Annotated in this window: 9 protein-coding genes and 2 pseudogenes; 4 read left to right on the top strand and 7 right to left on the bottom strand. The window is 59.3% G+C overall.

Translation table 11 applies throughout. From position 1 onward, the window contains the following. Window positions 1-51: 51 nt before the first annotated feature. The 3 genes from PspS34_RS08985 to fadB form a co-directional block, all read right to left on the bottom strand. Window positions 52-288, bottom strand: coding sequence for a DUF1653 domain-containing protein (locus PspS34_RS08985; RefSeq protein ID WP_057715655.1), 237 nt, complete (start codon window positions 286-288; stop codon window positions 52-54). A 95-nt stretch (window positions 289-383) separates the two neighbouring features. Beyond that, entirely contained in the window at window positions 384-1,559 is a 1,176-nt protein-coding gene (gene fadA / locus PspS34_RS08980; RefSeq protein WP_008023006.1) for an acetyl-CoA C-acyltransferase FadA, read from the bottom strand. A gap of 29 nt (window positions 1,560-1,588) precedes the next feature. Continuing rightward, window positions 1,589-3,736, bottom strand: a complete 2,148-nt coding sequence (gene fadB, locus PspS34_RS08975) for a fatty acid oxidation complex subunit alpha FadB (protein WP_159389606.1) — start codon at window positions 3,734-3,736, stop codon at window positions 1,589-1,591. Window positions 3,737-4,229: 493 nt separating this feature from the next. Here fadB and PspS34_RS28880 point away from each other — a divergent pair. After that, window positions 4,230-4,343 (top strand): annotated as a pseudogene (locus PspS34_RS28880) (outer membrane lipoprotein carrier protein LolA); the annotation flags it as partial. Window positions 4,344-4,355: 12 nt separating this feature from the next. Here PspS34_RS28880 and PspS34_RS08970 read toward each other — a convergent pair. Next, window positions 4,356-4,793 carry a hypothetical protein gene (locus PspS34_RS08970; RefSeq protein ID WP_090454096.1) on the bottom strand — a complete coding sequence of 146 codons (438 nt, stop codon included), beginning with the start codon at window positions 4,791-4,793 and terminating at the stop codon, window positions 4,356-4,358. A 104-nt stretch (window positions 4,794-4,897) separates the two neighbouring features. Here PspS34_RS08970 and PspS34_RS08965 point away from each other — a divergent pair, with 104 nt between their 5' ends. Both PspS34_RS08965 and PspS34_RS28875 read left to right on the top strand, forming a co-directional pair. Next, window positions 4,898-5,338, top strand: coding sequence for a universal stress protein (locus tag PspS34_RS08965; protein WP_046041383.1), 441 nt, complete (start codon window positions 4,898-4,900; stop codon window positions 5,336-5,338). Between the two features lie 33 nt (window positions 5,339-5,371). Further along, window positions 5,372-5,449, top strand: a pseudogene (locus PspS34_RS28875) (outer membrane lipoprotein carrier protein LolA); the annotation flags it as partial. 72 nt (window positions 5,450-5,521) lie between these two features. Here PspS34_RS28875 and PspS34_RS08960 read toward each other — a convergent pair. Beyond that, window positions 5,522-7,441, bottom strand: a complete 1,920-nt coding sequence (locus tag PspS34_RS08960; RefSeq protein ID WP_008022990.1) for an ATP-binding cassette domain-containing protein — start codon at window positions 7,439-7,441, stop codon at window positions 5,522-5,524. Window positions 7,442-7,656: 215 nt separating this feature from the next. Between PspS34_RS08960 and PspS34_RS08955 the strand changes: the two genes are divergently transcribed. Beyond that, entirely contained in the window at window positions 7,657-9,585 is a 1,929-nt protein-coding gene (locus PspS34_RS08955) for a transglycosylase SLT domain-containing protein (RefSeq protein ID WP_057715658.1), read from the top strand. Between the two features lie 54 nt (window positions 9,586-9,639). Here the strand turns inward: PspS34_RS08955 and PspS34_RS08950 are convergent, their stop codons facing one another. Continuing rightward, entirely contained in the window at window positions 9,640-10,683 is a 1,044-nt protein-coding gene (locus PspS34_RS08950; RefSeq protein ID WP_154946515.1) for a Fic family protein, read from the bottom strand. Window positions 10,684-10,751: 68 nt separating this feature from the next. Beyond that, window positions 10,752-12,527, bottom strand: coding sequence for an ABC transporter transmembrane domain-containing protein (locus tag PspS34_RS08945; protein WP_174245539.1), 1,776 nt, complete (start codon window positions 12,525-12,527; stop codon window positions 10,752-10,754). Between the last annotated feature and the right edge of the window lie 93 nt (window positions 12,528-12,620).

Here is a 12,620-nt window from a genome sequence, read left to right as displayed (position 1 = left end):
ATATAGTGGCTACAAGATGAGGTCAAGCGCAGGGCTCTGCGCGCACTCCCCTTATGGCTGCGGAAAAACGCTCGGTTCGGCCTGCACCAAAGCAAAGCGTGGCACCTGTTCGCCGTCAACCTCGACGGACTCCAGGAACATGCTCAAGGGACGCACCCAAAAGCCGTAATCGCCATACAGGGCTTGGTAGAAGACCACTTCTTCTTCGGTTTCCGAATGCCGCGCAACACTGAATACGCGGTACTGCGGACCTTTGTAATGTTGGTAGAGCCCAGGTTGTATCGGCATGCTTTGGCCCTCACTCAAATTTTTTCAAAATAAAAAAATAAATCCGGAAAAACAAAAACCGGGGCACTTGGCCCCGGCTTCCATCAACGAGACGCTTAAACGCGTTCGAAGACGGTGGAGATGCCTTGGCCGAGACCAATGCACATGGTGGCTACCCCGAAGGTACCGCCATTCTGCTTCATCACATTGAGCAAAGTGCCGGAGATACGCGCACCGGAGCAACCGAACGGGTGGCCCAGGGCGATCGCGCCGCCGTGCAGGTTAACCTTCTCGTTCATCTTGTCGAGTACTTTCAGATCTTTCAGCACTGGCAGGGCCTGTGCGGCGAAAGCTTCGTTGAGCTCGAAGAAGTCGATGTCGGAAATGCCCAGACCCGCGCGCTTCAGTGCTTTTTGTGTGGCCGGTACTGGACCATAGCCCATGATTGCCGGATCCACACCTGCCACTGCCATCGAACGAATCACCGCCAGAGGCTGGATACCCAGATCCTGCGCACGCTGCGCCGACATCACGATCATGCACGAGGCACCATCGGTGATCTGCGACGAGGTACCGGCTGTCACGGTGCCGCCCTTCGGATTGAACGCCGGCTTCAGAGCCGCCAGGCTTTCCAGGGTGGTTTCCGGACGAATGGTTTCGTCGTAGTCGAAGGTTTTCAGGAAACCGTTCTCGTCGTAGCCCTGCATCGGGATGATTTCGTCTTTGAACTTGCCTTCCACGGTCGCCTTGTGGGCGAGTTGGTGGGAGCGCACGCCGAAAGCGTCCTGCTGCTCGCGAGTGATGCCGTGCATCTTGCCCAGCATTTCCGCGGTCAGGCCCATCATGCCCGAGGCTTTCGCCGCGTACAGCGACATGTGCGGGTTCGGATCGACACCGTGCATCATGCTCACGTGACCCATATGCTCGACGCCACCAACCACGAAAACGTCACCATTGCCGGTCATAATCGCTTGCGCGGCAGTGTGCAGAGCGCTCATCGACGAGCCACACAGGCGGCTGACGGTCTGGCCGGCCGAAGTGTGCGGGATCTGGGTCATCAGCGACGCCATGCGCGCGATGTTCCAGCCCTGCTCCAGGGTCTGGTTCACACAGCCCCAGATCACGTCTTCGACTTCGTTCGGGTCGACCTTGACGTTACGTTCCAGCAGTTTGCTGATCAGGTGCGCCGACATGTCTTCGGCACGGGTGTTGCGGTGCATGCCGCCCTTGGAGCGGCCCATCGGAGTACGACCGAAGTCGACAATCACGACGTCTCTAGGATTCAAGCTCATAAGTTCACTCTCACTCTAGTTGGGGGCGCTTAACCGAAGAAGCTCTGGCCGTTCTTGGCCATTTCGCGCAGCTTCGCGGTCGGGTGGTACAGCGCGCCCAAATCAGCGTACTGGTCAGCCAGGGCAACGAACTCTGCCACACCGATCGAATCGATGTAACGCAGCGCACCGCCACGGAATGGAGGGAAACCAATACCGTAGACCAGACCCATGTCGGCTTCGGCAGCGGTTTCGACGATGCCGTCTTCCAGGCAACGCACGGTTTCCAGGCACAGCGGGATCATCATCCAGTTGATGATGTCTTCGTCGGTGACTTCGCGCTGTTCAAAGACGATTGGCTTGAGCACTTCCAGTACCGACGGATCGGCCACTTTCTTCTGCTTGCCTTTCTTGTCGGTCTCGTAGGCGTAGAAGCCCTTGCCGTTCTTCTGGCCCAGGCGCTTGGCTTCGTAGAGCACGTCGACGGCCGAGCGACGGTCGTCCTTCATGCGGTCCGGGAAGCCTTCAGCCATTACGTCACGACCGTGGTGACCGGTGTCGATGCCGACCACGTCCATCAGGTACGCCGGGCCCATCGGCCAGCCGAATTTTTCCATGATCTTGTCGATACGGACGAAGTCCACACCGGCGCTGACCAGCTTGGCGAAACCGCCGAAGTACGGGAACAGGACGCGGTTGACCAGGAAGCCCGGGCAGTCGTTGACGACGATCGGGTTCTTGCCCATTTTCTTGGCGTAGGCAACGGTGGTGGCAACAGCCAGCTCGCTGGACTTCTCGCCACGGATCACTTCCACCAGCGGCATCATGTGCACCGGGTTGAAGAAGTGCATGCCGACGAAGTTTTCCGGACGCTTGAGGGCCTTGGCCAGCAAGGTGATGGAAATGGTCGAGGTGTTGGACGCCAGGATGGTGTCCTCCTTGACCTTGTCTTCAACTTCGGCCAGTACCGCTTGCTTGACCTTCGGGTTCTCGACGACCGCTTCGACCACCAGATCCACGTGACCGAAGTCGCCGTAAGACAGGGTTGGACGGATGCCGTTGAGCACTTCAGCCATTTTCGCGGCAGTCATGCGACCTTTATCAACGCGGCCGACCAGCAGTTTGGCGGCTTCGGCCAGCCCCTGCTCGATACCGTGCTCGTTGATGTCCTTCATCAGGATCGGCGTGCCTTTGGAAGCCGACTGATAGGCAATACCGCCACCCATGATGCCGGCGCCCAGTACGGCGGCCTGCTTCACGTCCTTGGCGATTTCGTCGTAGGCCTTGGCCTTTTTCTTCAGTTCCTGATCGTTCAGGAACAAGCCGATCAGGCTCTGCGCGGCAGAGGTCTTGGCCAGCTTGACGAAACCTGCAGCTTCAATTTCCAGCGCCTTGTCGCGACCGAAGTTCGCGGCTTTCTGGATGGTCTTGATCGCTTCAACCGGCGCCGGGTAGTTCGGGCCAGCCTGGCCGGCCACGAAACCCTTGGCGGTTTCGAAAGCCATCATTTGTTCGATGGCGTTCAGCTTCAGCTTTTCCAGCTTCGGCTGGCGCTTGGCCTTGTAGTCGAACTCGCCGGAGATGGCGCGCTTGATCAGTTCCAGCGCGGCATCCTGCAGTTGCTCAGGAGCAACCACGGCGTCGACGGCGCCGACTTTCAGCGCGTCTTCAGGACGGTTTTCCTTGCCGGCGGCGATCCATTCGATGGCGTTGTCGGCACCGATCAGGCGCGGCAGGCGCACAGTACCGCCGAAGCCCGGGTAGATGCCCAGCTTGACTTCCGGCAGACCGATCTTGGCCTTGGTGGACATGACGCGGTAGTCCGCCGCCAGGCACATTTCCAGACCGCCACCCAACGCGATGCCATTGATCGCGGCGACGGTCGGGACGTTGAGGTCTTCGAAATCGCTGAAAATCTTGTTGGCTTCGAGGTTGCCAGCAACAAGTTCTGCATCCGGCAGCTTGAAGTTGTCGACAAATTCGGTGATGTCGGCGCCGACGATGAACACGTCCTTGCCACTGCTGACGATCACGCCCTTGATCGAAGCATCTGCCTTGATGGTGTCTACGGCCTGACGCAGTTCGTTCAGGGTTAGACGGTTGAACTTGTTGACGGACTCACCCTTGAGGTCGAACTTCAGTTCGACGATGCCACTTTCAAGAGCCTTAACCGTGATGGCTTTACCTTCGTAAATCATCAACTGATCTCCACGATATGGAAGCTGAACAGTACACGTCGGACGCAGGCGAATGGCTTGGCAGGGACGTTGATCGTCAATGCTACGCCCATTCCCCCGGCACACCCGCCAACGCGATAGTCGGGATTCTGTAGGAGCGGTCTGAAATACAAACGCTCAATTCATACGCCCGTTTGATTTGGGTACGTCACCTTCACGGAATTTCCGACAATTGTCAATCGCCCGAAACATGGGTTGAAACGCGACTTTCCGGTCATATCCGTACTGCGAAGACCTTAAACACGCTTGAGCATGCAAGGTCATTCATAGAATCAATTGTTAGAAAGTTCGCCCTAATTCGCTGCAGCCCGTGTTTAACAAGCTACGCTGGCGGAACCCAGGGGAAAATTGTGAACGCTTTTGGCGAATGCCCAGCGTAAGATCAGCCAACACCGTTTTTACCGGCCTGCCTGGCCAACTCCAGCCCGATGATGAATGTCGGGCTTTTTATTGCCTGCGAAAAACACCTGTAGGAGCGAGCCTGCTCGCGATGGACGTCAACGATGACGCGGGAAGCCTGGCACCCCGCGGCGCTCTCAGGTTCATCGCGAGCAGGCTCGCTCCTACAGGGGATCGGGTTTCAGGCGAGGGCTTTGAGGGTGGCGTCGATCTGCTGCAACACCTCGGCCTCGCCCTTCTCGCCCCAGTACAACGTGATCATTTGCTTGTCCGCCTCGACTTTGTAGACGTTGGCCGGCAATTTTTCGAAATGATCGAGCAGTGCCCTGTCTTCACAGATTTCCTGCCATTGATTGACCCAGACACCCGGTGATTTCTGCCAGTAACTCCAGCACGCCGGCTGATTGCCACGTCGAGGACGATGGTACTGGGCGCAGGGGCTCGGCGGCTCCTGGCTGAGCCAGTGCGGCCACTCCTGAGGCGCCAATTGCATGGCCAGCCCGATGCGTCGAGCCTCCATCCGCAAGGCGATGCGCCCGCTCTGAACTCGCGACGGCCGCAACCATGCCAGCGGACTCAGCACCACCAGCAGGATTGACACCACTATCCAGACCGTCATATCTGTACTCCCGAATTTGAATGAGCCCATTGTGTCACTTTGGAACCAATGCGCTTGAAACCAGCCATACTTACCAATATTGCATCCCTCAGGAGGAGCACCTCATGCCCTACAACCATATTCTGGTCGCTGTAGATCTGACCGAAGAGTGCGACCCTGTGATTCACCGCGCTCGCGAACTGTCGGTGAGCAACGGTGCGAAATTGTCGCTGGTGCACATTGTCGAGCCGATGGCGATGGCCTTCGGCGGCGACGTGCCGATGGACCTGTCACAACTGCAACAGCAGCAGTTCGATCAGGCCAAGGAGCGCCTTGACCGCTTGATCCTGAAATACCCGGAGCTCTCCAGGGAATACAGCCACCTGACCTACGGCCAGCCACGCCAGGAGATCCACCACCTGGCCAAGGAGCAAACCTGCGACCTGATCGTGGTGGGCAGCCATGGCCGGCATGGTCTGGCACTGTTGCTGGGCTCCACCGCCAATGACGTGCTGCATGGCGCGCCTTGCGATGTGCTGGCGGTGCGCTTGCAAAACAAAAGCTGACAACACCCCCCTGTAGGAGCGAGCCTGCTCGCGATGGTCGTCAACGATGACGCGGGCAGCCTGACACCCCGTGGCGCTCTCAGGTTCATCGCGAGCAGGCTCGCTCCTACAGGGGGATTGCATTTCATATGAAAAGCCCGGCGTTCATCACTGAACGCCGGGCTTTTTTTGTTACCGGGTCAATCAGGCATCCAGCTCGGCCCAACGCTCGACCATGATGTCGAGTTCAGCCTGCAACTGCTCCAGCTGAGCAATCACCGCAGCCGTTTCGGCCGCCGGACGCTGATAGAAGCCGGCATCCGCCATTTGTGCTTCAACGGCGGCAATCTGCTGCTCCATGGCCTCGATCTGCCCCGGCAACGCCTCCAGTTCGCGCTGCAATTTGTAGCTGAGCTTTTTCTTCGCCACTGGCGCTTCGACAGCTGCCGCAACCGGCGCAGGCTCGGCCTTCACCACCGCGGAGTTCAGGTCTGCCTTGCCGGACTTGCTCTCGGTCACGCCCAGCAGACGCGGCGAGCCGCCCTGGCGCAGCCAGTCCTGGTAACCACCGACGTACTCGCGAACCTTGCCTTCACCTTCGAAGACCAGGGTACTGGTGACCACGTTGTCGAGGAATGCCCGGTCGTGGCTGACCATCAGTACGGTGCCGTTGAAGGTCAGCAAGACCTCTTCCAGCAGTTCGAGGGTTTCGACGTCGAGGTCGTTGGTCGGTTCGTCGAGTACCAGCAGGTTCGCCGGCTTGCTGAACAGCTTGGCCAGCAACAGACGGGCACGCTCACCACCCGAAAGCGCCTTGACTGGCGTGCGGGCACGCTGCGGGCTGAACAGGAAGTCGCCGAGGTAGCTCAGCACGTGGCGGCTCTGGCCGTCGATATCGATGAAGTCGCGACCTTCGGCCACGTTGTCGATCACGGTTTTTTCCAGATCCAGCTGATGGCGCAACTGGTCGAAGTAGGCGACATCGATCCGGGTGCCCTCTTCCACTTTGCCGCTGGTCGGCTGCAAGCCGCTGAGCATCAGCTTCAGCAGGGTGGTCTTGCCGGTACCGTTGGCGCCGAGCAGACCGATACGGTCGCCGCGCTGCAGCACCATGGAGAAGTCCTTGATCAGGAACGGACCGTCCGGGTGAGCGAAACTCACGTTATCGAGGACCATGACCTGCTTGCCGGACTTGTCGGCGGTTTCCAGCTGGATATTGGCCTTGCCGGTACGCTCACGACGCTCGCTGCGCTCGACACGCAAGGCTTTGAGCGCACGTACACGACCTTCGTTACGGGTGCGACGGGCCTTGATGCCCTGGCGAATCCACACTTCTTCCTGGGCCAGGCGCTTGTCGAACAGCGCGTTGGCGGTCTCCTCGGCCGCCAGTGCGGCTTCCTTGTGCACGAGGAAACTGGCGTAGTCGCCGTTCCAGTCGATCAGGCCGCCGCGATCCAGTTCGAGGATGCGGGTTGCCAGGTTCTGCAGGAAAGAACGGTCGTGCGTGATGAACAGCACGGCGCCCTGGAAATCCTTCAGCGCTTCTTCAAGCCAGGCGATGGCACCGATGTCCAGGTGGTTGGTCGGTTCGTCGAGCAGCAGCAGGTCCGGCTCGGACACCAGGGCCTGGGCCAGCAGGACGCGACGACGCCAGCCGCCGGACAACTCGGCGAGGGTCTTGTCGGCCGGCAGTTGCAGGCGGCTCAAGGTGCTGTCGACGAGGGTCTGCAAGCGCCAGCCATCGCGGGCTTCGAGGTCGTGCTGGACGTGCATCAGCTTGTCCAGATCGGCGTCAGTGACGATGTTCTGGCTCAGGTGGTGATATTCGGCGAGCAAGGCGCCAACGCCGTCCAGGCCTTCGGCCACCACGTCGAACACTGTCCGCTCGTCGGCCACCGGCAATTCTTGCGGCAATTCGCCGATCTTGAGCCCGGGTGCGCGCCAAACGGAGCCGTCATCGGGCTTCTGGTCGCCCTTGACGAGCTTCATCATGCTGGACTTGCCAGTGCCGTTGCGGCCGATGATGCACACCCGCTCACCACGGGCGATCTGCCAGGACACCTTGTCCAACAACGGCATAGCGCCGAAAGCAAGGGACACATCGCTGAATTTGAGCAGGGTCATGAGCTTCTCCAAAAACCGGGCGCGCATTCTACCTGACTTGAGGCTTCAGAAGGCCGGCAATTTCACTCTCGTAGCACTCTGCATGACAAATGTTGCGAACTGATGCGGGAAGACCCGCAAAGCTTTCACCGGCTGCTGGCAAAAGGCTAAGCTACAGACAATTCAGCGCGGGCCTGGCCCGCGCTTGTCATGATTTTTCTCTGCCCGGACGTCTCATGCGCAGTCGCCTTTTCAATCTTTTATCTGCTTTTTTACTGTCTGCCGCTGCCGTTCAATCCGCCCAGGCAGTGGACCTGTCCACCCAACGCCAGTATTACGATGAAGCCAAGCGCGCCCTGGCCAAGGGCGATAGCGGCCCGTATTTCCGTTACAGCCAGGCCCTCGCCGATTATCCGCTGGAACCCTACCTGGCGTACGACGAACTGACCGCGCGCCTGAAAACCGCGAGCAACGCCGAAATCGAGAAATTCCTCGCCGAACACGGCGACCTGCCCCAGGCCAACTGGATGAAGTTGCGTTGGTTGCGCTGGCTGGCGGAACGGGGCGACTGGGCGACCTTCGTCAAGTACTACGACCCGAAAATGAACTTCACCGAACTGGACTGCCTGAATGCGCAGTACCAGATCAGCCACAACCTCAAAGCCGAAGGTTACGCCAACACTGAAAAGCTCTGGCTGACCGGTAAATCCCAGCCCGAAGCCTGCGATGCCCTGTTCGGCATGTGGGCCGCCGATGGCCAGTTGACCGAGCAAAAACGCTGGGAACGCGCGAAACTCGCCGCCCAGGCGCGCAACTACCCGCTTGCCAACAGCCTGATCAACGGCATGACCACCCTCGCCCCTCGCGGTCGTTTGCTGGTGGACGTGGCGCAGAAACCGGAACTGCTCAACCAGCCGTCACGCTTCACCCCGGCCGATGAAGCCATGTCCGATGTGGTCAGCCTCGGCCTGCGCCGCCTGGCTCGTCAGGACCCGGACAGGGCCATGAATCTGCTCGACGGTTACGCCAGCAGCATGCATTTCTCCCGGGATGAAAAAGTGGCGATCGCCCGGGAAATCGGGCTGACCCTCGCCAAACGTTTCGACAGTCGAGCCCTGGACGTCATGACCAAATACGATCCGGAACTGCGCGACAACACGGTTTCCGAATGGCGCTTGCGCCTGCTCCTGCGCCTGGCGCGCTGGGACGATGCCTATCAGTTGACCCGCCGCCTGCCCCAGGACCTGGCCACCACCAACCGCTGGCGTTACTGGCAGGCCCGCACCCTGGAGCTGGCGCAACCGCAGAACCCGGAAGCCCAGACCCTTTATCGAAGCGTGGCTCGTGAGCGCGACTTTTATGGGTTCCTCGCGGCGGATCGCTCGCAGTCACCCTATTCGCTGAACAACAAGCCGCTGGTGATGAGCCAGGCGCTGATCAACAAAGTGCGCAACACCCCCGGCATACGTCGCGCCCTGGAGTTCCACGCTCGCGGGCAAATCGTCGACGGGCGCCGCGAGTGGTACCACGTCAGCCGTCACTTCAGCCGCGACGAAATGGTCGCCCAGGCCAAACTGGCCTACGACCTGAAATGGTACTTCCCGGCCATTCGCACCATCAGCCAGGCGCAGTACTGGGACGACCTGGATATCCGTTTCCCGATGGCCCACCGCAACACGCTGGTGCGTGAAGCGAAGAATCGCGGCCTGCATCCGAGCTGGGCGTTCGCCATCACTCGCCAGGAAAGCGCCTTCATGGAAGATGCCCGCTCCGGGGTCGGCGCCTCGGGCCTGATGCAACTGATGCCCGCCACCGCCAAGGAAACCGCACGCAAGTTCAGCATTCCCTATAGCTCGCCACAGCAACTGTTCAACCCGGACAAGAACATCCAGCTCGGCGCCGCGTACCTGAGCCAGGTGCACAGCCAGTTCAACGGCAACCGCGTCCTCGCCTCCGCCGCCTACAACGCCGGCCCCGGTCGCGTACGCCAATGGTTGCGCGGTGCGGACCACCTGAGTTTCGACGTGTGGGTGGAAAGCATTCCGTTCGACGAAACCCGCCAGTACGTGCAAAACGTGCTGTCGTATTCGGTGATCTATGGCGAGAAGCTCAACTCACCGCAGCCAATCGTGGATTGGCATGAGCGGTATTTCGACGATCAATGATTCAAATCGACCCTCAAAAAAAGCCCGCATCCCAGATGCGGGCTTTTTTGTTGCTCAGAATTTCTTTGCCGACTTGAGTCGTGCGAAGACCTGTTTTCCAAGCTGGGTCAGGCGATACTTTTGTGCCGGACTACTTGGCGACTCAGGATGGGTCATCTCTATCCATTCGACCGCTAATGCAGGCCTGAGATAGTTAGCCCGAAAGGTCGCCCTGTGCACCAATCCGATGTCAGCCATCAATTCGCTGATCTTTCGCGGACCGTTAAGATGCAGTGCAGAAAGCAACTTCTCTACTGGGTCGGTTACTGGGTCGGTTACTGGGTCGATTTCTGGCTCACCCCGTACCGCCTCCGATAGTGCAAGGCTCATGGCTTGCAACATGAACTCTACGAAAGGCGTTGATTCCGCCAAATGATCGGCCGCCGACAATGCCGCGTAGTACGCCTCCTGCTGATCCCGAATCACGGCCTCAACCGGCAAATAAGATAATACCGGGCGCCACTGACTGAGTATCAGGGTTTGCCAAAGGCGTCCCATACGTCCGTTACCGTCAGCGAAGGGATGGATGAACTCAAATTCATAATGAAAGACGCAACTGGTAATCAGCGGATGCCAGTCCGAGGCACCAAGCCACGCCAACAAGTCATCAATCAAGTGCACAACGCGACTCGGCGGCGGCGCCATATGGATCAACTTATCGCCACGATAGATACCCACGCCGGTTCGACGAAACTGCCCGCATTCATCAATCAATCCGCCCATCAGCAATTCATGGGCACGCAGTAAATCGGTCCGGCTGCTTGGCTGCCAATCAGGCATGGCTTCGTATGCAGCAAACGCATTTCGTACTTCCTGGATTTCCCGAGGCAACCCCAGCACACGCTGCCCTGCCAGAACGGCAGTCACCTGCTCGATGCTCAGCGTATTGTTTTCGATGGCCAAAGAAGCCTGAATCGTTCGAATCCGATTGCCACGACGTAACTGAGGTGTCTGCAGGCGTTCGTCCATAGCCGTAAGCTGACCGATCTGTTCGCTGATATCGGCGATCAGCGACAACATTTTCGTCGTCAAGGTCAACGGTGGTTGATAACGGCTCATATCCTCATCCGGGCTCATAACAGAGGACGACATAATGCCCGAACCGGGCGTCATTCATCAGTAGTCATTCATGCCGCTTCATGTCCATCACTGAACTGCAACGCCGCCAACCGCGCATACAACGCATTGCTGGCAATCAGCTCCAGATGCGTGCCCACCGCCACCAGTTTCCCCTGGTCCATCACCGCAATTCGGTCGGCGTTTTTCACCGTGGCCAGGCGATGGGCGATCACCAGGGTGGTCCGGTTTTTCATCAGGCTCGGCAGCGCCTGCTGGATCAGGTGTTCGCTTTGGGCGTCGAGGGCGCTGGTGGCTTCGTCCAGGAGCAGGATCGGCGCGTCCACCAGCAGCGCACGGGCAATGGCCAGGCGTTGGCGCTGGCCGCCGGACAAGCCGAGGCCACCGTCCCCCAGATGAGTCTGGTAACCATTGGGCATGGCTTCGATAAAGTCATGGGCGTAAGCGACTTTTGCCGCTTCCTGTACCTCGGCCAACGTCGCCTGCGGATTGCCGTAGCGAATGTTTTCTTCAATGCTGCCGAAAAACAGCGCCGGGGTTTGCGACACCAGGGCAAAACAGCGACGCAGGTCCAGCGGGTCGAGTTGAGTCAACGGCACGCCATCGAGCAGGATGCGCCCCTCGGCCGGGTCGTAAAAACGCAGCAGCAAGTCATACACCGTGGATTTTCCGGCCCCCGATGGCCCGACCAGCGCCAGCGTCTCACCGGCATTGACGGTCAGGCTCAACCCGTCGACAGCATAATTTTCCGGCCGCGACGGGTAGGAAAAACGCACATTGTGCAGTTGTAGTTGGCCATTGACCCGCTCCGTCAGCTTCACCGCGCCCGCCACCGGCGGCAGGATGATGTTTTCCGAACGCAGCAACTCGGCAATCCGCTCGGCCGCGCCGGCTGCCCGCTGCAACTCGCCAATCACTTCGCTCAACGTACCGAACGCGCTGCCGACGATGAGGCTGTAGAACACGAACGCCGCCAGCTCGCCAGCGGAAATTCGCCCGGCGATGACGTCCATGCCACCAACCCAGAGCATCACCCCGACCGCACCCAAGACCAACACGATCACCAGGGTAATCAGCCAGGCCCGCTGGAAGATGCGCTTGCGCGCGGTGTTGAACGCCTCTTCCACCGTCACGGCAAACCGTCGCTCGTCCTGGGCCTGATGGTTGTAGGCCTGCACGGTCTTGATCTGCCCCAGGGTTTCGGACACATAACTGCCGATATCGGCAATCCGGTCCTGACTCAGGCGTGAGAGGTTACGCACCCGGCGTCCGAAGATCAGGATCGGCGCGATCACCAGGGGCAAGGCAACCACCACGATGCTGGTGAGTTTGGGGTTAGTGATGAACAGCAGGACGATCCCACCGATCACCATCAGCAAATTGCGCAGGAACAATGACAGCGAAGAACCGATGACCGATTGCAGCAGCGTGGTGTCGGCGGTCAGGCGGGACTGGATTTCCGAGCTGCGATTGTCTTCGTAAAACCCCGGGTGCAGGTAAATCAGATGATTGAACACGTTGCGGCGGATATCGGCGACGCAGCGCTCGCCGATCCACGACACAAGGTAAAACCGTGCAAAGGTTCCGATCGCCAATCCCGCCACCAGTAACATGAACAGACCGATGGACTGATTGAGCAGATGCGGTGACTGGGTCATGAACCCCTCGTCCACCAGCAGGCGGATGCCTTGCCCCATGGACAAGGTGATGCCAGCGGTGACGATCAACGCCAGCAAGGCGCCAAAGGCCTGCCAGCGATATGGCGCGATGAAGCGACTGGCCAGGCGAATGGCACGGCGGTGACGGGCAGAGAGCATCGTAATCATCCTGGACAAGGCAGTCATTAGGGTCAGCCTATACCGCTCAATGGGGTGGTTTGCTGCAAATCACAATGAGTCGGGTTAATTATGTCCGCCAAG

The organism is Pseudomonas sp. S34 (assembly GCF_009866745.1).
Lineage (GTDB): Bacteria > Pseudomonadota > Gammaproteobacteria > Pseudomonadales > Pseudomonadaceae > Aquipseudomonas > Aquipseudomonas jessenii.
This window is presented reverse-complemented; position numbering and strand designations above follow the sequence as displayed.